At 47.0% G+C, this 23,605-nt stretch carries 15 protein-coding genes; 11 read left to right on the top strand and 4 right to left on the bottom strand.

Annotated elements, in window-relative coordinates; all coding sequences use genetic code 11:
• Positions 1-4 precede the first annotated feature (4 nt).
• From NSS64_RS03290 to NSS64_RS03310, 5 genes are read left to right on the top strand one after another with little or no spacing between them, the layout of a single operon-like run.
• Positions 5-1,384 (top strand): lipopolysaccharide biosynthesis protein, encoded by a 1,380-nt coding sequence (locus tag NSS64_RS03290; RefSeq protein WP_341139203.1) that lies wholly within the window; start codon positions 5-7, stop codon positions 1,382-1,384.
• Positions 1,377-2,399 carry a polysaccharide biosynthesis protein gene (locus NSS64_RS03295; protein ID WP_341139204.1) on the top strand — a complete coding sequence of 341 codons (1,023 nt, stop codon included), beginning with the start codon at positions 1,377-1,379 and terminating at the stop codon, positions 2,397-2,399. Before NSS64_RS03290 ends, NSS64_RS03295 begins: the two co-directional genes overlap by 8 nt.
• Complete coding sequence (locus NSS64_RS03300; protein WP_341139205.1) at positions 2,396-3,505, top strand: capsular polysaccharide biosynthesis protein CapF; 1,110 nt, start codon at positions 2,396-2,398, stop codon at positions 3,503-3,505. Before NSS64_RS03295 ends, NSS64_RS03300 begins: the two co-directional genes overlap by 4 nt.
• Entirely contained in the window at positions 3,506-4,633 is a 1,128-nt protein-coding gene (wecB, locus tag NSS64_RS03305; RefSeq protein ID WP_341139206.1) for a non-hydrolyzing UDP-N-acetylglucosamine 2-epimerase, read from the top strand.
• Positions 4,634-4,662: 29 nt separating this feature from the next.
• Entirely contained in the window at positions 4,663-5,289 is a 627-nt protein-coding gene (locus NSS64_RS03310) for a YdcF family protein (protein WP_341142751.1), read from the top strand.
• 254 nt (positions 5,290-5,543) lie between these two features.
• Here the strand turns inward: NSS64_RS03310 and NSS64_RS03315 are convergent, their stop codons facing one another.
• Positions 5,544-6,239, bottom strand: coding sequence for a nuclear transport factor 2 family protein (locus NSS64_RS03315; RefSeq protein ID WP_341139207.1), 696 nt, complete (start codon positions 6,237-6,239; stop codon positions 5,544-5,546).
• Positions 6,240-6,413: 174 nt separating this feature from the next.
• Between NSS64_RS03315 and NSS64_RS03320 the strand changes: the two genes are divergently transcribed.
• The 5 genes from NSS64_RS03320 (at position 6,414) to NSS64_RS03340 (ending at position 16,810) form a co-directional block, all read left to right on the top strand.
• Complete coding sequence (locus NSS64_RS03320) at positions 6,414-7,340, top strand: helix-turn-helix transcriptional regulator (protein ID WP_341139208.1); 927 nt, start codon at positions 6,414-6,416, stop codon at positions 7,338-7,340.
• Between the two features lie 165 nt (positions 7,341-7,505).
• Positions 7,506-8,906: a helix-turn-helix domain-containing protein gene (locus NSS64_RS03325; protein ID WP_341139209.1), complete on the top strand. Its 1,401-nt coding sequence runs from the start codon at positions 7,506-7,508 to the stop codon at positions 8,904-8,906.
• A gap of 357 nt (positions 8,907-9,263) precedes the next feature.
• Positions 9,264-9,416, top strand: a complete 153-nt coding sequence (locus NSS64_RS03330; RefSeq protein ID WP_155991469.1) for a hypothetical protein — start codon at positions 9,264-9,266, stop codon at positions 9,414-9,416.
• Positions 9,417-9,493: 77 nt separating this feature from the next.
• Entirely contained in the window at positions 9,494-11,278 is a 1,785-nt protein-coding gene (locus NSS64_RS03335) for an aminopeptidase P family protein (RefSeq protein ID WP_341139210.1), read from the top strand.
• Between the two features lie 261 nt (positions 11,279-11,539).
• Positions 11,540-16,810, top strand: coding sequence for an S-layer homology domain-containing protein (locus NSS64_RS03340; RefSeq protein ID WP_341139211.1), 5,271 nt, complete (start codon positions 11,540-11,542; stop codon positions 16,808-16,810).
• A 95-nt stretch (positions 16,811-16,905) separates the two neighbouring features.
• On the opposite strand, the gene NSS64_RS03345 is transcribed toward NSS64_RS03340, so the two are convergent.
• The 3 genes from NSS64_RS03345 to NSS64_RS03355 are packed head-to-tail and all read right to left on the bottom strand — an operon-like array spanning position 16,906 to position 21,997.
• Complete coding sequence (locus NSS64_RS03345) at positions 16,906-20,076, bottom strand: hybrid sensor histidine kinase/response regulator (protein ID WP_341139212.1); 3,171 nt, start codon at positions 20,074-20,076, stop codon at positions 16,906-16,908.
• Positions 20,077-20,130: 54 nt separating this feature from the next.
• Positions 20,131-21,003: a DMT family transporter gene (locus NSS64_RS03350; RefSeq protein WP_341139213.1), complete on the bottom strand. Its 873-nt coding sequence runs from the start codon at positions 21,001-21,003 to the stop codon at positions 20,131-20,133.
• 25 nt (positions 21,004-21,028) lie between these two features.
• Positions 21,029-21,997, bottom strand: coding sequence for a metallophosphoesterase family protein (locus NSS64_RS03355; protein WP_341139214.1), 969 nt, complete (start codon positions 21,995-21,997; stop codon positions 21,029-21,031).
• A gap of 781 nt (positions 21,998-22,778) precedes the next feature.
• Here NSS64_RS03355 and NSS64_RS03360 point away from each other — a divergent pair.
• Positions 22,779-23,549, top strand: a complete 771-nt coding sequence (locus NSS64_RS03360; RefSeq protein WP_341139215.1) for a DeoR/GlpR family DNA-binding transcription regulator — start codon at positions 22,779-22,781, stop codon at positions 23,547-23,549.
• The last annotated feature ends 56 nt before the right edge of the window (positions 23,550-23,605 follow it).

Here is a 23,605-nt window from a genome sequence, read left to right on the forward strand (position 1 = left end):
AATAATGATTAAGCCGTTTAAAGCGTTAAATAAGTATATATTAAAATCTAATGAAAGTAATAAAACAATATTGTACAATACCATAGGTGCTTTATTAGTCAAAGGCGGAGCAATAATTATTTCATTATATACGATACCAGCATATTTAAACTATTTTAATAGTCAGCAAATTTTGGGTCTTTGGTTCACTATATTATCTGTTTTATCATGGATTCTTACATTCGATTTAGGTATTGGAAATGGTCTCAGAAATCATTTAGTGCCTGTATTAGCTCAAAAAGATCACTTAGCAGCTAAAAAATATATATCATCTGCATACATTATTATCGGAGTGATGGTTCTAACATCAATATTTGCATCAATAGTTGCATTTAGATTCATTGATTGGAATTCTATTTTTAATATACCAATAAGTGTAGTTTCGAAAAATACCCTCTATCTTTCTGTAAGTATTGTGTTTTCTGGAATAATGCTTCAATTTTTATTTAAGTTAATAACATCAATACTTTATGCGATGCAAAAATCTGCACTGAATAATTTGCTGAGTTTATTAACTAGTATTATTACATTAGTGTATGTTTTATCTTCGGAATCTACTAACATAGCATCCAACTTGATTTCCTTATCTATTGTCAATGTTCTAGCAGTTAATATACCGTTGTTAGTGACAACGGTAATAGTCTTCTCCAAGAAATTAAAAAATAGTAAACCTAGCTTTCATTTTTTTGAAAGAAAATATGCTGAAGAGGTTATGAAACTCGGTGGGGTTTTCTTTTGGGTTCAAATCATGTATATGATTATAACAACAACTAATGAATTCTTAATTACGAGTTTATCTGCTCCAGAAATGGTTGTAGAGTACCAAATTTATAACAAATTATTCACTTTGATTGGCGTTGTTTTCACATTAGCAATAACCCCTATTTGGTCTGCTGTAACAAAGGCATATACTGAGAGAAAATTTAGTTGGATTAAGAAGCTTTATAAAGTTTTAAATTTAATGGCAATAATAGCAGTGCTATCTGAATTTATCATGATACCATTTTTACAGTTCGGTATTAATATTTGGCTTAAAGATAGTGCGATTCAGGTGAATTATACATATGCTATTATTTTTGCGATTTCCGGAAGTGTTTTTATATGGAATTCAGTATTATCGAGTATTGCAAACGGAATCGGTGAATTAAAAACACAAGCCGTTTTTTTTACTTTAGGAGCGATCATCAAAATACCTATTTCGTGGATCCTTGTTGATGCATTAAATTCTTGGATTGGTGTAGTTATAGCAAACATTATATCTATGAGTTTATATTGTGTTATACAGCCAATTTGGTTAGATAAATTTTTCAAAAATAATAAAAATGAGGTATTAGATAATGTTTAAGAATAAGATTTTATTAATCACAGGTGGAACTGGATCATTTGGAAATGCTGTACTCAATAGATTCCTCAGTACAGATATCGGGGAAATTCGCATATTCTCTCGTGACGAGAAGAAGCAAGACGATATGAGGAAGCTTTATAAAAATGATAAAGTGAAGTTTTATATTGGTGACGTTAGGGATTTACAGTCTATTAAGAATGCGATGTATGGAGTAGATTACATCTTTCATGCAGCTGCACTTAAACAAGTCCCCTCTTGTGAGTTTTTCCCTCTTGAAGCTGTGAAGACAAATGTACTAGGAACAGATAATGTACTAACAGCTGCTATAGAATGTGGAGTGAAAAAAGTAATTTGTTTGTCTACTGATAAAGCAGCCTATCCAATTAACGCTATGGGGATTTCTAAGGCAATGATGGAAAAAGTATATGTTGCAAAGGCAAAAACTATTGATCCTAATAAGACCTTGATTTGTGGTACACGCTATGGGAATGTTATGGCATCACGAGGTTCTGTTATTCCCCTGTTTGTAGATCAAATAAAAAATGGGCAACCATTAACAGTGACTGATCCTAATATGACTAGATTTCTAATGAATCTCGCAGATGCAGTTGAGCTTGTAATATTTGCTTTTCATAATGCTCAGGCAGGAGATATTATGGTACAAAAATCTCCAGCATCTACAGTAGGAGATTTAGCCCAAGCGGTAAGAGAACTGTTTGATGTTCAACAAGATATAAAAGTGATTGGTACACGTCATGGAGAAAAGCTATATGAGACCTTATTAACTAGAGAAGAATATGCAGTAGCCGTAGATATGGGGGGATTCTATAAAATTCCTGCAGATCATAGGGATCTTAATTATGATAAGTACTTTATTGAAGGAGATCAAAAATTATCTTCTGAAGAAGAGTATAATTCCCATAATACTGAAAGACTAAATATAGAACAGATAAAGAGAAAATTACTGGAATTAGAATATGTAACTAATGAACTAAAAGGCTGGAATCAATTATGAAGATATTGGTAACAGGTGCGAGAGGATTTATTGGTAAAAATCTTATCGCTGAACTAATTAATGATAAGTATGCTGATATTATGGAATGTGACAAAGATACTGAACCCGAACTGTTGAATACATACTGCAAAGAAGCAGATTTTGTATTTCATCTTGCTGGGGTAAATCGTCCTAAGGAACAGTCAGAATTTATGGAGGGAAACTTTGAATTTACCTCAATGTTATTAAAAACATTAAGTGGTCATAACAATACCTGTCCTATTATGATTGCTTCTTCAACTCAGGCAAACCTCGATAATGCTTATGGAAAGAGTAAAAAAGCTGGTGAAGATCTTATGTTTCATTATGCTGCTGAGACCGGGGCAAAGGTTTTGATTTATCGTTTTCCAAATGTATTTGGGAAATGGTGTAAACCTAACTATAACAGCGCTGTAGCAACATTCTGTCATAACATTGCTTATGATTTGCCGATTAATGTAAATAATCGTAGTGTCGTTATGAATCTAGTTTATATAGATGATCTGGTTAAGGAACTTATTCGAGCTCTTCAGGGAAATGAAAACAAACTTAGTGATTTTTGTGAAGTTCCAGTAGTTCATTCTACAACTCTTGGAGAAATTGTGGATCTAATATATTCGTTCAAGAATAGTCGTGAAGAACGAGCAATTCCTAATATGTCTGATCTCTTCTCTAAAAAGTTATATAGTACTTACTTAAGTTATTTACCTACAGAAAAATTCAGCTACCCCTTAAAAATGAATGTAGACCATAGAGGATCTTTCACTGAGTTTATTAAAACTCCAGAAAGAGGACAAGTCTCTGTGAACATTTCAAAGCCAGGGATAACAAAGGGAAACCATTGGCATCATACAAAGAATGAGAAATTTCTAGTTGTAAGTGGAAATGGTGTCATAAGATTCAGGAAAATTGGTTTTAGTGAAATTATTGAATATCACGTTAGTGGAGAAGTACTAGAGGTTGTTGATGTTCCTGTTGGGTATACCCATAATATCGAAAATTTAGGTGACACGGATATGGTGACTATAATGTGGGCTAATGAATCTTTTGATCCAGAGAATCCAGATACCTATTTCGTGGAGGTTTAAATGAGTAAACTTAAATTAATGACCATTCTTGGAACAAGACCAGAGATTATTCGTCTTTCTGAAGTGATTAAAAAGTGCGATATGTATTTTGACCATATTCTTGTTCATACAGGACAGAATTATGACTACTCTCTTAATCAGATTTTCTTTAAAGATTTGGGGTTGAGAGAGCCAGATTATTACCTTAGTGCAGTGGGTAGTGACTTAGGAGAGACAATTGGCAATATTATCTCAAAGAGCTATAAGGTGCTTTCAGAAGTTAAACCAGATGCGCTTTTGATTCTAGGTGATACAAATTCTGCTTTATCAGCAATATCAGCCAAAAGATTGAAAATTCCTATCTTTCACATGGAGGCTGGTAATAGGTGCTATGATGAGAACTTACCCGAAGAAACCAATAGACGGATTGTCGATCATATTGCAGATGTGAATTTATGTTACAGTGAGCATGCACGCCGTTATTTAAACTATGAGGGCGTTGCTAAAGAACGTACTTACGTAACTGGATCACCTATGTCAGAAGTCTTAACTGCTAATATTAACAAGATAAAGAGTAGTAATATACTAACGGATTTGGGTTTAGATAAACAAAAATATATATTGCTATCTGCACATCGTGAAGAGAATATAGATAATGAAGACAACTTCCTAGCACTGATGAATGCGGTCAACGCTATGGCTGATAACTATGATATGCCCGTTATATACAGTACTCATCCTCGGAGTGCTAAATTTATTGATCAAAGAAATTTTAAATTCCATCCTAATGTGAGGAGTTTAACTCCTTTTGGGTTTTCTGACTATAATAATTTGCAAATGAATGCATTTTGTGTAGTGTCGGATAGTGGAACAATACCTGAGGAAGCCTCCTATTTTAAATTCCCGGCAGTCTCTGTTCGTACCAGCACCGAAAGACCGGAGTCTATGGATAAGGGGAATTTTATCATTGGAAGTATAACTACTGAACAGGTATTGCAGTCTGTAGAACTTGCTGTTTCCATGTATGCAAATGGTGACTTAGGCATTACGACACCAGACTATAACGACGAAAATGTAAGTGTAAAGGTAGTGAAAATTATACAGAGTTATACAGGCATAGTTAATAAAATGGTTTGGAGAAAAATGTGATTTTAATTGGAGATTTTAATGTGACAAACATGAGAATTAAATTAAGAAAAAGAAAAATTATTTTATTCTTATGCCTAACATTTATATTTACTATCTCCTTTTTTGTTGGACGCTTCCTTCCCCTATCCCAGACTCCGAAGCAATCAGACATCATCATCATCCTCAGCGGCGGGGGAGGGCGGGTGGAGCAAGGGGTTAAGCTGTATAAAGAAGGCTACGCGCCGCAGCTCCTGCTGTCTAACGCTAAAGAGATCACCGGCCCCGCAGGTGACATGCGTGAAACAGCCCTTTCCTTGGGCATCCCGGAATCCGCTATTCTGACGGAAGATGCTGCCGAGAGCACCTACCAGAACGCCCTGTTTACACTTCCGATCATGAAGCAGCATGGCTTCAAGTCGGCGATTGTGGTGTCGTCGGATTTTCACATGCGGCGGGTGAAGTTTATTTTCGATCATGTGTATAAGAAGTCGGGGATTGAGCTGACTTATATCGGGGCGGACTCGGGCTATAATTCTAAGGCGTGGTGGAGTGACCGGTATAGCCGGGAGACGACTTTTAACGAATATATTAAGATGATTGGCAATGCCTTCGGCTATAATGGCCCGGAAGCGAAGGGTTCGCTGGAGCAGATTAAGCGCTGGTTCCGCAGTGGGTGAAGCAGGGGGAACAGTAGAGGCAGCAGCTTTGCAATTGTGATACCAGGACGACAGAGACCTTATGAGACTACTAGGTGTTTCTGCTGAATCATAACGCAAGCGAAGCTGGCGGGATTGCCTGTCCGGAAGTTGCCGGATATAAAAACAGGATTCTAACAAAGAAGACATAGACGACGTTCATATGCAGCAGGTTATCTTTTCGATAACCTGCTCTTTATCTTGATTTACCTTAATTAAATTCTCCACCATCCTCTTTATACACCTGACACTACGATATTCAAGGCTTTGATTTTCCCGTTATTAAGCGTGAAGCGGAAATCCAGTGGAATTGGACTGCCTTTGAAATTACCTGAAATGGTGGCGGTGACAACCGTTTCGTCATTTTTCTCCGCACAATTGGTGATTTCAGTCCTACCCGCAGCGTCTCTGTTTGCCTTCACAATGAACTTGCTGATAACTTCGGGACCATGAAATTCTTCTCCATTGTCAACTAATATGGCATCCTCTGCAAAGCAGTTAGCGAGAAGGTCACCGTCAAAGATATCTGAGGCATGATAATAGGCTGCAATAGGCTGCGGCAAAGGAATTGCCCTACTGTTAGAGGAAAGAACATTGTGCAGGCGTGTAATTTTATCCCCTTCCACAGTAAAATGAAAATCAAGATAGAGGGGGTCCGGTAGTCCGGTTTTGTCGTAATTTCCGTCTGATTTTGCGGTAACAACGATCTCCTTGGCATTTTGAACGACATTTATGATTTCTAGTCTTAAGCCTACTTCGAAATAGTCGTGGTCGCTCCACTCTTTGATAGCGGTTTTCCCGTGATATTCTTTGCCGGCGTCAAAAACAACGGCATCCTCGGCAAAGATCGAAAGGAAGGCCGCGGGATCATCTGTATTTGTCGCATGAAAATGTTCCTCAACCGGTTGGGGTAATTGAATTTTGTTTATCATAATCATCATTCTCCTTTATAATGTGCGGACAACGCCGCAGTCGATTGTACACTTCTTAATATAAAGGACAAAACCTGACAACAGTCCGTCTGGTTTTGTGTTAAAAAATATGTAAATATGACACACTGGTGTCGTGTTCAGAACGATATACTGTACTTGAATTGAGGTGCTTTAATGCAGATCAGCAGACTTTTCGGCATTGTTTATTACTTACTTGAGAAAAAAGAAACTACGGGGAAAGAGCTTGCCGACCGTTTTGAAGTATCGGTTAGAACAATATATCGCGATATTGAGACATTAAGCAGCGCTGGCATACCTATCTATACGAATCAAGGCAGAGGCGGCGGAATCGTCATTCTTGACAATTTTATACTCAATAAGTCGGTACTTTCTGAAAAAGAACAGGATGAAATACTGCTCGCCTTGCAGAATCTATCAGCAGCGCGGTATCCGGAAATTGAGACTATTCTTTTACGATTAAGCAGCCTTTTCAAAAAGAGTGATGTTAATTGGATTGAATTGGACTTCTCACCCTGGGGAAGTGATGAACGAAACAAAGAAAATTTCCATGCACTAAAAATGGCAATTATAAGCAAACATATTATTATATTCGAATATTTTAATACCTCAGGTGTGAAAAGCTTGCGCAGGGTTGAGCCGCTTAAGTTGATTTTTAAGGATAAGGCATGGTATTTGAAAGCGTATTGCTATGATAAAAGAACATACAGAACATTCAAAATATCCCGTATGGCTAATATTGAAATCACTGAAGAGGTTTTTGAGCAAGAGACATCAGTGGAATCTGCGGCTGAAGTGACAGATAATCAAGTTCAGAAATTTATTGATATTCGGTTAAAAATCTCTCCGGCTGGAGCGTATAGAATATATGATGACTTTAGTGAAAAAGAAATAATAAAACATGAAGATGGATCTTTTACTGTTATCGCATCGATGCCCGAAGGAGATTGGCTTTCAAATTACTTTCTCTCTTATGGTCCGATTATTGAAGCGATGGAGCCTCAAAGTCTACGGGATGCTATTATGAGCAAGCTAGAGGTGATGATGGGGAATTTGAATCGAAAGGGTGGACTTACCTTATGAGACTACTAGAGTCTCTATTTTTTTGCGATCATGGCAAACCGGTTGCCTGTAGTTCACGGATTAGACTAATCTGCAGCAGTCTGCGTTATTGACCATTGGTATAATGTGACATATTATTACAACTATAAAAGAAATTATATTGGATTCCAGTTAGGTGGTGTTTGCGTGGTCCCTACTACTAGAACGATGATTCGCGATCAATTAGCGTTGTATTTGTCGCAGAAGGGAATGCCTATTAATCAATTCTCCGGACAATCCGGAATTAATTCAGGAACGCTTAGCCGGATACTTAGTGGTCACCAGCCCATTGCTATGAATCATCTGGAGCGAATCACCCGGACGATGGATCTGCCGGAGGATCATTTCTACAGCTTATACGTGGATGAATGTTTCTATTTCTCGTCACCCACCTGGCGGCGTCTGCGGCCTTTTCTTGTGCGCTCAGCTGAGCTGGGCCGTCTGGATTGCGTTGAACAGGTGGTTCAGAATCTGCTGGAGAATCTGGTCTATGCCCCCATGCTGTTCGAAGTGGCTGAAGGCCTATTTCAAGAGGGGCTGTGGCAAGCTGCCGAATTGCTGTATAAGAATGTGAGTGTCAGTGAGAAGTATCAGAATTCCGAGAGACTCGCGATATGCCAATACCGTCTGTTCCGAATCGCCATTGGTGACGACCAGACGCGGAATCTACAGGCGGCGCATCTCTTCGAATGTTACCTGGACCGGCTGGATGAAGCGGATCAATTGGACGGGTTGAAGCATTTGGGTCATGTCTATGGTTCAATGAATCGGTGGCATAAGGTGGATGAACTCGCGAAGAAGATGCTGCAATTAGCAACTCTTCGTTATAATCTCCAGCGTCAGTCGGATCGCAGAGAGAGTAACGAGAAAAAAACCGAGAAACCCCTGTATTTCTATATCCTGTACGCACAGCTTATCCGTTCAACGGTGTGTGAGGAATTAGGAGACTACAATTCGGCATTAGATTGGGTGTCCCTCTATATGGATGGGAGCTGGATACAAGAAAACAATGAAGAAGTTAAGCGGACTGTAGCTCAGTTCCAGGAGTGGGGTACCGCAAACAGACTGCTCTATCGGGTGATGGGAGGAAAGTATGAGGCGCTCTCTGACTATGTTGAATATATATCCGATCGACCAGATGAGATATTTATAGCGTTATACAATATTATCTTGTCGGCTAACCGCTATGACTGGAATGTTGATTATATTCTGGAGCGTTTTGCTGCCTATATTCCTTACCGGAAGTATTCTACAGAATTTGGCGATTATAATCGGCAGGTGATGTTAGACCAACACACTCAATTCCTTGCTGAAATGGCAGCCTATTATTTACATAATGAGCGTAAAGAAGGTATTAGATTCATCCTACAAAGTTTGGAATCGTCTGCTAGAATCAATGATGAGAGCAATATCATCCGATGTGTTGATCTATTCGAACAACATCGGCATCTGGCAGATGAAGTAGAGAAGGAGCAATACAAACTTCTAATTAGGGAGGTGCAGGATTCACATGAAAAGAAAATTTATCAGGCTTCTAGCTTCCTGTAGTCTGGCTATTGCAATTATTATAACTGTTGGTACTGCTGAGCCTGTAGCAAACATCAGCATTCAAACTTTTATTCAAACTATGGGGCACGGTTATGGTGGTGGTTGATGCTTACCGGGCAGCAAAGATATGATTTCAAGTCAGTACACAGAGCAAACGACGTTCCCGGTATATCGGGAGCGTTTTTGATTTGAAGCGAAGGGTTCGCTAGAGCAGATCATGCGCTGGTTCCGCAGATAAGGCGATTTTGGGAAATAGGCGGTAACCTTAAGGCTCTCCTTCCACAATGCGACAAACAAACCAGGTATCCCGGTCTATAATTAGGAGCAAATCTATTAATAGTCTGGGAGAAATGGACCATGCCTAATTATTATTTTAGGGAAGTGTGGACACCGTTACGCTTGTTCGGGATCAGATTCTACCGGGATGACCAGGACCGGCTGTGGGTGAAGAAGGGGAAGCAGCGGCGGAAGCTGGTACGCAAAGAGGATAATGAGACGATGGAGACCTGAGGGTCTTCATCTTTTTTTATAGGAAATGCAGGTGTATGATAATTCAGTAGACTAGATAAAGAGAAGGAGTTGCGGATATGTTACCTAAGGAGAAAGTACATAAGCTAAGAGAATGGATGGCGGAGCGCGGGATAGCGGCCTGTGTGGTATTAAGCGGGGATGCGCACATCAGTGAATATGAGGGGGAGCACTGGAAAAGCCGCCGCTGGATTACCGGCTTCACCGGTTCCGCCGGAACGGCTGTGATCACGCTAACGGATGCTGGCTTGTGGACGGATGGCAGGTACTACATTCAGGCGGAGCGGGAACTGGAGGGCTCGGGCATCCGTATGTTCCGTATGGCTGAACCGGGCGTCCCGCAATGGGATGAATGGCTGGCTGAGCAATTGCCGCAAGGCGCACGTATGGCGGTAGACGGCAGAACGTTGTCCGTAAACGCTATGAAGGGTTTGCAGGCCAAGTTCGCGGCGAAAGGGATTCAGGCGATTACAGACCTCGACCCGGTAGGGGCGATCTGGACGGACAGACCGGCCATTCCGGCCGAGCCGCTAATGCTGCATGATGAACAGTATGCGGGCCTCAGCCGGGTAGATAAGCTGGCGCAGGTCCGGCAGGCAATGAAGCGTAAGGGCGCTGATTATTATGTGCTGTCCGCGCTGGATGATCTGTGCTGGCTGTTCAACATCCGGGGACGGGATATTCCGTTCAATCCGTATGTGACTGCTTTTGCCATAGTAGGGGTACATAACGCAAAATTGTTCGCCGGAGGACATAAAGCCACCCCGGAGGATAAGGATACGCTGGCCCGGGATGGAGTGGAGATCAAGGAGTATGAGGACATCCTGCCGTTCCTGCAGGCGCTCCCGGAAGCGGCTTCGGTGCTGTACGATCCGAATAAAACCGGATATAGTCTGGCGGCGGCCATCCCGGAATCCGCTTCTATTATGGAAGCGCCGGGTCTTGTGGTGGCCCTTAAGTCGATTAAGAACGAGGTGGAGATCCGTAATATCCGTGATGTCTATTTGAAGGATGCCGTTGCCCTTGTAGGATTGTTCAAATGGCTGCAGGAGACCGTCCCCGTGCGTCCGGTGACAGAGGTGGAAGCAGACCAGAGGGGGCTGGAGCTGCGGCGGCAGCAGCCGTTATTCGCTGAGCTGAGCTTTTCCAGTATCTCTGCTTACGGCGCGAATGCTGCGATGATGCACTACTCGCCGTCCGCCGACCATCCGGTAGAGCTGGAAGCCAAAGGCCTGTATCTGCTGGATTCGGGCGCACACTTCCAGAACGGGACAACGGATATCACCCGCACGCTGGCGCTTGGCCCGCTGACGGATGAGGAGAAGAGAGATTTTACACTGGTGCTGAAGTCTGTGATTGCGCTCTCTACGGCCAAGTTCCTCTATGGCTCCACCGGATCTACGCTCGATATTCTCGCCCGCAAGCCGATGTGGGACCATGGCCTCGATTACAAGTGTGGAACCGGACATGGTGTGGGCTATTACTCCAATGTGCATGAAGAGCCGCAGCGGTTCAGCTTCAAGCCGAATGAGGTCCGCCTGGAGCCTGGGATGATTATTACGGTAGAGCCGGGAGTCTATAAGGAAGGCCGTCATGGGATCCGTACGGAGAACACGCTGCTGATTACGGAGGATGTGACTACGGAGTTCGGAAGATTCCTTAAATTTGAAGACCTCTGTTATTTACCGATAGACCTCCGGGCGATTGAGCCGTCTATGCTAAGCAGCGAGGAGCTGGAGTGGGTGAACCATTATCATGCTGAGGTGTACGATAAGCTGGCTCCGCTGCTGGATCAGGAGCACCGGGCGTGGCTGAAGCGGGAGACGGCGGCTTTGGTGTTGTGAGGAATAGTAGAATTGAAACGGCGGGGACCTTGGGGTCTTCGTCTTTTTTATATGTTTTTGGAATTTTTTCAGACAAAATATGACAAAAACCCGGCGTAAAGTTAACTTTCCGGGACCCTATTAAGGAAGTAATAGACATTTTCGCGAAAAAAATGTAACATCCTTGTTGTGAGTCTTCTGAATAGGATTAACTGGGGAGGGAGTAATAATCTAACTATAAGTTAAAGTGTATGGATTGAACTGGAGAGAAGGAGATGGAATATGTATTCGAAGAAATTAAGAACGGCAGTTTCCATGGTTATGGTCGTATTATTATCGTTATTAAGTGTGCTTGAGGTATCAGCCGCCCCGTTCAGAGCAGGGGTAATCTCGAATGACCGGCTCCCGGACGGCACACAAAGGATTACGGTCAATAGTGTAGTAGATGTGACTTATAGCGATCTTAAGGTTCTAAATGAGGTTAAGTTCGTACTTATGAAAGAAGATGTGGAGATAGCCAGTAAGGTGAAGGCGAGAAGTGAAGCCAAGCTGACTGTGCTGGATGCAGTGTATACTTCTATGGAGTACAATTATCTTTCTTTTGAAGGGCTGGCTGCCGGTGAGGAATATTCTCTTCATGCCGAATATACGGGCGAGCAGGGGCTGGTGGTGACACCCCCTCAGAGCATCCGGGTGCCTTCAGCTACGGGGATTGAAATCTCTGTAGAACGGATGACTAAGGATTCCAATACATATGAAAGTGCTACACAATCGGAGATCCGCAGCGATGATAAGAATGTAAGGCTTACCATCCTGAATAATGGTGTTCCGCTTGTGAATGGGTCTGTGGCGGTATGGATGAATTATCAGTCTTACAACTATACCACGGATGCGAACGGACAGATTCAGCTTAGGGATAATCATCAATTATCTATGAATAGTCCGGTAATGTTCGTATTGCTTAAGCAGGGAAGCGAACAGTATGAGGCTAAGCCTATCTATGTAACTGACCGGGAGCAAGCGGGTACATATATGGTGGCTGTCCGTTATCTGGATGCCAAGGGGAAGCTGTTCACTCAGCCGTTCCTGACTAACTCCGGACTCAGTGGAATGGTGAATCAGTTTGCTGTACCGGGATATACGGTGCTGGTATTCAGAACGGGAGAGGTGTCTGGAGACTATAAAGCTTATATAGCCACTGAGGACCGTGAAGCTTACATGTTCCAGCTTCCTGCCTCTTCATTGTACGCAACGGAAGACGGGCTACACAAAGAAATCATCAAAGATGCCAGTGACTACAGCCGGATCAGCTTCCGTGCCTCCTTGGACGGTGAGCCTGTATATGTAGAGAACTATTCTCTCATTGATAATACCAGGTACAAGCAGATTGGCGATGCGAGAGGTGCTAAGCTCTTTTTCGGGCAAAGTATCTATCTTGAGAAGAATAAGGAATATGAATTCACGTCGCTTGCTAGAAATCGTGATACCGGCGTCAATATCTTATTCCGCAATAAAATCACGCCGACTGAAGCAAAACATGAAATATTCTATGATGGACATTCCCGGGATTTCAGCAAGCTGCAACTTCAGATACCGGCTATGGGGATGGGACGTGGTAAAATAAACATCTCTTATCTGAACGAAAGATATAACTATAACCAGATCAGTATGAATCTTGCTGTAGGCGATCATCTGTATGTACCTAAGGGTGAAGAAATTCACCGCTTGACGGCAAACACTACTTTTGGCGGTGCGGATTCTAACAGCAACCCGAATGAACTTGTATTGAGTTCATACTTCACTCCGGTTGACGATGAGTATACGATCCGTGGAGGCAGTACTTATAAGGCCGGAATCAGCTTCCGGGTTCCGGGTTCCAATTATTATGACGAGGCTGAACTCCGCAATCAGGTAGTTCTGGGCGAGAGTGTAGATGTTCTGGTGAAGGTGACAGATGAGTACGAGAATCGTCTTGATCTCAGCAGTAATTATAAGCTGGTCATCACAGATGAGAGCGGTGCAGTGATCTCGGATGACTCTCTGTATTGGTCTACTGAGGAACAGGAAGGCAATCCGCAGCGAATCAACATGCGGAATTGGAAGCCTGCCAAATCAGGCACGTATAAGGTTCAATTATTCCCAAACACCTGGATAAATAATGGTTATGTTCAGGGGGACTTACTGAGTGAGGCTGAGCTGAAGGTTCTGCCGAAGAACGAATTGGATATTGAGATTAGAGGCAATGACGGCAAGCTGGTGGATCTGGTAGACAAGCCATACCTGACCGTTGACCAGGCGCAGAAGGTAACGATTACTGTACGCCAGCATGATACGGGTGCCCAGGGGCAACCGGTGGCAGGAGTGCAGATCCGCCGTTATGAGGAGGTGCTTGGCACCACCGATGAGCAGGGAACGTTCACCATTCCGGCTGACAAGGCTTCTTATATAGGTGAGCTGTATTTTAAGAAGACTGATTATTTAGCTAAAAGTGTGTACGTAGCGATCATTGATCCGCAATCGCAGGCTGTCATCCGTGTACGGGGTCTCGATAAGGCGGAAGGCGGGAACTATGCGGGCGGGATTCCGCTCGATAATGCGAATATCCAGGCTATAGTGAAAAGAAGCGACGGAACTTCTGCTACCGCCTCTTCTTACATTCGCACTCCCGGATCACAGGGATTCCTGGTAGTAGATTCTCCTTCTGCCGTAGATGTTGATTTCATACGCTACAACAGAAGCCATAATGGAGTTGAGTCCAAATATGGTTACTACATGTATGGCTCCATTAACACAGAACCCGGCAAGGATTATTCGCTGGTGCTGGATGCAAGACAAGAGCTTCAGGAAGTCAGCAAGGTTCTATTAGATCAGCCGACAGACGAGCTGTATGTAGTGCGCAGGGATTTGCCAGGAGCTGATTACATTCCTTATGTGATCGACAGTAATCCTGCAGGTGAGAATTATTTCTACGCAACTCAAGGAACCTACAGCATGCTGGCACATACCCGGTCGGACACTTTTGTATACTATGATCAGGTGGTAATCGGTGCAGGAGACAATAGCTTGTCGATGGATGATAGTGCGTCCGCGCTGGCTACGCTGGTGGCGCCTGAATCGGGGACCATCTATGCGGTTAAATATACGACTGCGGGCCAATCGACACTCCAGGGCTATGCGTTCAATGCCAATCAGGTACAAGTTACCCCTGGCGATGTAGTAGTATCTGTAGACCAAATCAAGGGTGCCATCGAATACCAGTACGATATTCATTTCGCACCTGGAACGCTGCAAGCAGGCACACTAACCCAGATTGCGCCACCGGCCTTGAAAGGGCTGGATATTGTAGGGTTGCAGAATGGAAAATTAATCCGGCCCGCAGGTACGACCTTGCTTGAGATTGGACTGGTCGATACGGCAGGCAACTCCATCGGACAAATCAAGAAGCCGCAAATTCTGGTTGCCAATGGCGGATCAAGCAGAGGCAGCAAGAGTCTGTCCCCGGACAAGGCTACCTATGAGCTTCAGGACGAAGCGGGGAAAGTGCTCTCTACAGAGACGATACAAGGCTACCCGCTAATGGCGGTCTCTTATAATTATGCAGATAACAAATTTTTGACGGACGGTACTTATGTGATCAAAGCTTCGATGACTATTGATGGACAGACCTATACCCTGGACAAAAAAGTAATCCTGGAGTCGTCTGGAGGTACTGTGGTTAATCCGGCCCCGAACCCGCCGGGAAGCGATAATGGTGGTAGCGGCGGCAACACCGGTACGAATCCAAATCCTGCACCGGCACCAGGAGGAAGCGGGCCAGGAGCACCTGGACCTGCAGCAACACCGGCTGCTCCCGTTCCGGCTGCGGTAACAGGGAATGACGCGAATGTTCAGCAGCAGAATGACAAGCTGCAAGACTTGCTGAAGAATACTTCCGGCTCTGCAGCAGAGAAAGCCACGGCAGCACAGAATGCGCTGTCCAGCATTGCCGAGTCACTCAAATCGGCTAATACGCCTGCACAAGCTGAACAGAACAGTAAGAGTCTGTCTCAGGCCATGGATACAGCAGCGCAGCTGCTGGGAACTATTCAGGATTCCGCAGAGAAACAGAAGATTGTGAGTTCAATTACTCAATTGATAGGAAGTGCGCCTTATTTACTGAACAAGCTGGATAGCTCCAGCAAGGCAGTAGAGGTTGCCCAGGCCCTTATTAATAATGCGGCTGCGGTGCTGAATAACGCGCAGGGCATCAAGGCTGAAGAGGTTCAGAAGCTGAAGGATGCTGTTATTCATTCCAGCCAGGCCGCGCTTAACAAGGCTGGCGAAGTTACAATTGCCAAAGAAAATGTAACTGTAGAAGGAAATGCCGTCTCTTCACAGCTGGATTCGGGATTCATCAGCGCACATATTGAAACGGCCAAGCAGGCATTAGCATCAGTCGCTGGAGAGCTGACAAGCAAGCTTGGGGCCGGAACAGCTGCTGACCTGAAGCTGAGCCTGACGGTGAAGGTACCTCCGGTGGATAAAGGGATTCATAAGCTCAACACCACGCTTCCCTCCGAGATTCTTACCCTGGTGCGGGAGAATGATATTGCCGGATTGAAGATTCAAATGGATCAGACGGCATTTACCATTGAGCCGGATACCTTCGGTAAGGTTGAGGCAGGCCAGAAGATTAATCTGGCAGCAGAAGTTGTACAGAATGCTGTGATTAACAAACCCCGTCAGGCAGAACCGCTGGCTAACATCCCAGTGATGGAATTCAGTGCTTCTGTTGGCGGCCAGCCGGTGAAGAGCTTCGCTAAGCCGATCGATGTGACCTTTGATGTGTCAGCCATTGATATTTCGAAATATTCGGAGGCGAATCTGGAGAATCTGACCGTGTACGTCCTGAATGAGGAGAGTCTTACCTGGGAAGCGGTTGGGGGTAAATATGATCCTGTTACTCAAACTGTAACTGCGCCGAGAGGACACTTCAGCAAGTACACTGTGATGCTTGGAGCTGCTGCATTCACAGATGTGCCTGCCAGTCACTGGGCAGTGAAAGAGATCAACTACCTGTTGACCAAGGGAATCCTGGACGAAGGCGGAGCATTTGCTCCATCTGACAAGATTACCCGCGAGCAGTTCGCGGCAATGATCGCCAGAGCTTACGGACTGAATGGTGAGGGAGTGGTCTTGCCGTTTAAGGATATCAAGACAACGAATCCTTATGCGGATGAGATTGCTGCGGCTTATGCAGCCGGGATCATTAACGGCAAATCACCGGCAGCTTTTGACCCTGAGGCAACCATCACACGTGAAGAGATTGCAACAATGCTTGCACGTGCACTTACAGCGTATAACGGTAAATCGGCTGTTACCCAGCCGGAAGCATTGATTGCCTCCTTCACAGATGGAGCCAAAATATCGAAATGGGCGGCATCCAGTGTGGCATTGACCAAGAGTATGCATCTGTTCGAAGGCTTCGGGGATCAGAGCTTCCGTCCTGCCCAGACCGCCAGTAAAGCAGAGGCTGCGGCCTTGATCTACCGGTTATATCAGTTGAAATACTGAATGATATCTAAACTCAAAAAAGCAGCGGTTCTCCCGGTATTGGAGAATCGCTGCTTTGTGTTGTGGTCAAAAGTCTGAGCTGTATAACTACAGGATCACTCCCGCCTCCGCTCAGGAATCACAAAGGATACTGTAGTGCCAACTTCGGGCTGGCTGCGGATGACGAGGCCTTCGCCGTAGAGCTGAGTCAGGCGGCGATTGGTGTTCAGCAGGCCGATGCCGCGGTGGGCCCGGAAGGTGTCGTCGAGCAGACGGGCCACCTGTTCCCCGCTCATGCCCTTGCCGTTATCCTCCACTTCGAAGGAGGTGTATCCCTTCTGGCGGTGAATGCGGATCTGGAGCTTGCCTCCGGCTTTGCGGCTCAGCAGGCCATGTCTGACGGCGTTCTCCACCAGCGGCTGTAGGGTGAGCGGAGGAAGCAGCAGCTCGATGCCGGGATCAACCTCCCATTCGATCTGCAGACGTTCCTCGAAGCGAGCCTTCTCAATGAAGAGATAGGATTCTACCAGCTCCAGCTCATGGGATAATCCGACGAGCTGCTGCGAGTTCATATAATCGAAGCTGATGCGCAGGTAGGAGGAGAAGGCTTCTCCGAGATCGCGCATCTTCGGCTGGTCGAATTCACTCAGCGCCATCAGCGCGTTCAGCGTGTTGAACAGGAAGTGCGGCTGAATCTGAGCCTGCAGGTAAGCTGCCTCCATCCGCAGGCTCTGGTTGATGGACTGCTTCAGTCCGGTCAGCGAGCGGACCCGGTACTTCAGCTCCAGCGCGTCCACCGGCTTGGCGACATAATCGTTGGCTCCGGCCAGGAAGCCGGTATAGATGTCCGCCGGCTGGTTGCGGGCGGTGAGCAGCAGGATCGGCAGCTCCGAGAGGGAGAAGCGCTGCCGGACGATCCGTGTTAATTCATAGCCGGACATATACGGCATCATCACATCGGCGATCAGCAGATCCCACGGCTCGGTGCCAAGCAGCTCCAAGGCTTCCCCGGCGCTGGTGGCGGTGACCAATTGATAATGCTCTGCCGAAAGCATGCTGGAGAGCACCTTCAGATTGACCGGATCATCATCGACAGCCAGGATCAGAGACTTGGCCGACTGAGAGGCGTCCTGTATCTGCGGCGGAGCCGTTAACTCTATAGGGACTGTGAGATTGCGGATATCGGACTGTTGTAATAGCAGCCGGCTCTCCTCAAGCAGCAGTCCCTGCAGATCAGGATTCTCCGGCTGCCCGGCGGCGGCTGTATCCTGATCCATGCTCTCCCAGGCCCCGGCAGAGGAGGCCAGCGGAAGAGTGAAGGTGAACACGGACCCTTTTCCCGGCTCAGAGTCTAGTGTAAGGTCACCGCCGTGCAGCTCGGTCAGCTGCTTGCTGATGCTTAAGCCGAGACCGATGCCGCCGCCGTCAATGATGCCTTTGCTGCCTTGCTCATAGGGCGAGAAGATCCGCGCCTGCGTCTCCTTGTCGATCCCCGCTCCGGTATCGGCTACGCTGATCCACGCAAGCTTGCCGTCGGCTGCAGCGGATACAGTGACCGTTCCGGCCTGCGTGTATTTGATGGCATTGTGCAGCAGGTTATAGAGGATCTGCACAATCCGTTTCTCATCCCCCCAGACCGGCGGCAATGAAGCGGGAATCTCATTACGCAGCTGTAGCCGTTTGCCTTCGATCATGAATTCGAACATTCCTAGCACGCCTGAGACCAGTGAACCCATGGCCAGCGGCTCCCGCTGCAGCACAATCCGCTTCTCCTGCAGGCGTGTCACATCGAGCAGATCGCCCAGCATCAGGGACATTCTGCGGCTGATTGTAATGAGCAGCTCCAGATCCTTGTAGCTTTGTTCGTCCAGCGAAGCTTGTTCCTTGGTGGCTACGGTCTGGGCAATGCTGATAATGCCGTGCAGCGGTGTCCGCAGCTCATGGGAGGTATTCGCCAGGAATTCGTCCTTCTTCTGGTCACTCTCCTTCAGTTGCTGGTTGAGCAGCCGGTTCTCTTCTGCATTGCGGAAGTACCGCTTGAACCAGTAGGAGGAGAAGCCAATAATTGCGGCAATGACATCTATAGGATAATACAGGATACTTCCCTTGGCATTGGATTCCATGGCCCCGCCAATGACGCTGGAGCCGATAGCGGCGGCAGCAAACAGCAGGAAGAAGGAATCCTGCTCCTGCCGCATCACCATCCGGCCGATAGAATAGATGACTCCGGCTACCGGAAGCAGGTAGAAGACGGAGAAGAACAGTCTGGCATAGACCACGTAATGTGCCGGTAAGATCAGGACATAGGCGGTATAGAGCAAGAGACCCAGCAGATAGATTTTGAACAGACGGCCGGGGCGCTCGTTGGCAGAGAAGCTGCGCGTCAGCAGTAGCATGAACAGGGACAACGCAGGATAGGCCAGCATTTTGAGCTTCAGTGCCCAGGTATAGTTAATGGGGAACCAGAGCAGGAGAATCGTATCGTTATCGGCTACAATGGTAGTTGCTACTGCCATCAGCAGGAGGAAGAAGAGCAGGAACGCCCGCTGCTTCCGGTTAAAAAAGAATAAAATCCCCGCATACAGCGCATGCAGCAGCATGATCATGAACGCCACCAGCTGGAAGCCGAGTGAATACATCCGTTCGCTATCCACCGCTGCTTGGGAGCCGAAACGGATCGACCTCACAATCCCGCCCTCCAGCGGATGGTCGTAGTTGGCTGCCCGGACGAGGAGAACGATCTCCTGTCTTCCCGGATTCTCGTAGGCTGCGGTGTAAGAGACCGCCTTAGGAATATAGTCCCCGCTATCCGTGGACAGCTTCCCGAAGCTGGTCTCTCTCTGCTCGTTAATATCGATGCTGGAGGTGGCCTGAATCCGCTGAATCCAGAAGCCGTAAGGCTCGGTCTGTGACGGATCTATAAGGATACGCAGCTTGTATGTACCATAGCCCAGAGAGGATTGCTCCCCTTCCGGGAAGCCGCTGCTCCAGTCACCGGGAACCTGGACAACATGCGGTGTGGCCGCAGCAAGTAGGGCGGAATCCTCATAGCCCAGGAGCTGGCCGGGATAGAACTCCCATTCTCCATCCAGCTGGATGGACGGGGAATTCACGAAGTCCCAGCCCCGCATATCCAGCACACCTTGCTGTGCCTCGGGATGCTCAGACGCCGTATTGGCATTGAACCACAGATAGCGCAGACTGATCAGAATGGTTAAGTAGAGAAGCAGCAATAGAGCCTGCTTGGGGTTGAATCTGGCTTTGGCCTTCATTAGGTGTGTACTCATCGAGGTTATCTTCATCATACGGTTTCAATTCGACATTTGTGATAGTTCTCCTGCTTACCCCCAGATGCCAATCAGCAGAATTCCGCAGAAAATGACGACCGAGCATATCATCCGCCGCAGGCCTTGCCGCTCCTTCAAGAGCAGCACACCGAGGAGCGTAGCGAATATGGTTCCGATCTCCCGCAGCGGGCTGATGTGGGCGAGCGGTGCTTGCTGAAGTGCGAACAGGAACAGCAGATAGGAACCCGGATTCAGCACGCTGCCCAGCAGGATGGTGAACTTGTTGCGGCGCCACTCTTCAAGCAGCTTCCGCGATCTCAGGACCGCGGGGGTCAGTCCGGCAACGAAGCCGATATTGGTCACCTCAAGCAGCGCCAGCGGCGACATATGCTGAAGATTCAGCTTATCGACGAACACGTAGCAGGTAGTGCATAATCCCACACAGAGGGCCATGAGTATCGGAGTATAGTAGCTGAGGGTGGTGCCGGAGCCGGATGAAGCCGGGAGGCTTCTTCTTGCGCCGATTCCGCTGAGGACAGCGAAGCCGCCGAGCATGCAGCAGATCCCGATCCAGCCGTAGACAGACAAGGATTCCTTCAGGAAAATAACGCCGATCAACGGGATCAGCAGCGTGCTCGTTCCCCGCATCACCGGGTAGATCTGGGACAGGTCGCCCATCTCATAGGTTATGGATAAAAGCCAGGAATATAAGGCCTGCAGCGCCACAGACAGCAGCAGCAGGGCGTAAGCACCGGCGGCCAGCGGCTGTGTCCACAGCTCGATAAGCAGGACCGGCAGCAGCAGCACTGTGGAGACCATCATGATCGACCACAGGAAGATACTTTTATTCAGGCTTCTTTTGGTGAACATGCTCCACACCGCGTGGCACATTCCGGAAGCCAGCACCAAAAGAATTGGCAGCAGCATGGATAGTCAACCCCTCAGGAAGTAGTTAGTGTTGTGAATCGGCAGCAGAGAGAGGTGTATGGGCAGGCTGTTCAGTACAGCGGGAGCCGTCTGCCAGCCGGAGCCAGGTATCGAAGGACGGATGGTCCTGCTCTAGACGGATGACGCGGGCGCCCCGCTTGAGGTTGTCGTGCCCGTAAGTATTATAGCCGGTTGCCCGGCCATAGCTGAGGCGGATGCCATGCAGCGTACCGGTGAAATCATTGATATGGTCATGTCCGCAAAAGGTGCCTGCCACATCGCCCATCTCTACAAGCGTAGCGAATAACCCTGAATTCAGAACCGGGGCGCAGACCCGTTCATACTTGTGTCCGTAGCAGGTCTGGGTATTCCACATCTCGTCATATTCGGGCAGCGGGATATGGAAGAATGCCAGCGCCGGCCGCTTGGCCTGACCTTCTCCGGGATTCAGCCGCGCAGACTGCTCTGCCAGCCAATCCATCTGGTTACGCCGGACCCAGCTATACCCGGGAATCTGTTCCAACGGGGAGTAAGCGCCCGTATCGAGCATATAGAGGATGGCTCCCGCATGATTGCCCGCGCCCTCAATCTCCAGAACGTAATTGCTTGAACCGGCAAGCTCCGCCGGACCAGCTTCAGCCAGACACTGCGGGGACTCCTGCGCAATCTCCATCAGCTCGCTGTAGGTCACTCCATTCTCCGTGTCGTGGTTGCCGAATACGAACGCCCAAGGCACACCGGAATTCACTACAGCAGCCACGGCATCGCGGAAGGCCTGCTTGGGGTCCTGGCAAGTCAGCTCGCCTTCACGGACCGGCCCCGTATAGATCGTATCCCCTGTGAAAATAACCAGGTCCGGCTGCTCCGCCTCCAGCACCAGCTCCATCAGCTCCCGGGTCTGCTGATCCTCTGCTCTTCCATCCATCCAGTGCAGGTCGGTGAACTGTACGATGGTGAAGGTGCCGTCTGGCCGAAATGATAATTTACTGTTCATGCGGAAAATCCCCTCTCTTGTCAATCCGATTATGGGTTAAGCGGTAAGGCGTGTGGTGATGTAATAGTGCGGTGTTTGTTGATTTAATGTGTTGTTGATTCGTGTTTCTTTATGTTGTTTCATGTTGATTTTAGGCTCGGATGGTTATTCTGTCAAGCTTCATTTCGTGCTGGTTGTATTCTCTGCAATAGAATTAGCACGAGATTAGGCAAAAGCTCATTCTGCTGTATAAAGTACAATGTGTGCCACACCGACATGCCTACCAAGGATGTTTCTGTGGTAAGGGGTCCGCATTGACAAGTGGAATTCAGATTCATATACTGGTGAAAACAACATCAATACACTAAAAACAACATTTCGACTAGAGATAAACAACATACATTTGTTTGTACTAAACTAGTAGAGAATCAGAAGTAAACAAGTGATTTCATTCCATAAATATGGTATGGTATGAAGCTGCGTTCTTAGCAAAGCAACAGGGATAAGTGTATTCTGTGCAACTAAAAACAGTGAAACGGGTGGGCTTCCTCTTCTAATTGTAGTTCGTACAACTAAATTTGCCCGGATGGGCGAAAATCAAGATATAGAGGCATTTTAATTGCAGGAACTACAACTAAACGGAGATTTGGCAGCACATAAGGCGATTTAGTTGTACAAATTGCAATTAAGCCTCCCCCTTGCCCACTAAACGGGCGCGGTAAACCCTCAGCAAGCCATTAGTTAGTTAAAGTAATTAAAAGTACAATCACTATAAAATCTACAACGACTGGAGGAAGCATAGATGTCGCTGACCTATGAAGAACGCAAGCACACGATTCTGTCCCAGCTGGAGCTTGCGGGGAAGGTGCAGGTGCATTTTCTTGCGGAACGGTTCGGGGTGACGACGGAGACGATCCGGCGCGATCTTGACCGGCTGGAGAAGGAAGGGCGGCTGCGCAAGGTGTACGGAGGAGCGGTGCGAATTCGCTCGGAGAACCATGAGCCTACGTTCATGAAGCGCGCCCAGATGCATCTGCCGGGCAAGCAGGCTATCGGCAAGCTGGCAGCCTCGCTCATTCAAGACGGTGAGACGGTGATTCTCGACAATGGGACAACGACCCTTGAGATTATGCGCGCGCTTAAGGACCGTACACAGGTGACGGTGATTACGAACTCTGTTCCCGTGCTGAATTGTGCGCTGGAGCAGTTTGCGGGGAAGGTTATTTTTGCCGGGGGTGAGGTGAATGCAGGGTATCAGGCAGCAGTAGGAGGCACCGCGCATGATCTGCTGGGTCAGTTCAAGGTGAATAAGGCGTTCATCTCTGCCGGAGGGATCTCGCTCTCGGAGGGAATCACCGACTACCACCTGGAAGAAGCCCTCATCTCCCGCAAAATGATGGAACGGGCCGAGGAATCCATTCTGGTCGCGGATCATTCCAAATTCGGCATCACTACCTTTGCCCAGATCGCTCCGCTTGAGTATATCTCCATGGTGCTGACCGACAGCGGCTGCTCTGCGGAATGGAAGGATACCTTTGCCCGGCTGGATATCGAGCTGCTGACCGGGGCGTAACGCAGAGCTGTGCAATATAAATAGCGCCAATCCATACACTTGTGAAGTGGAGGATT

The sequence above is a fragment of the Paenibacillus sp. FSL H8-0122 genome (genome assembly GCF_038005345.1).
Taxonomy (GTDB): Bacteria; Bacillota; Bacilli; order Paenibacillales; family Paenibacillaceae; genus Paenibacillus_AQ.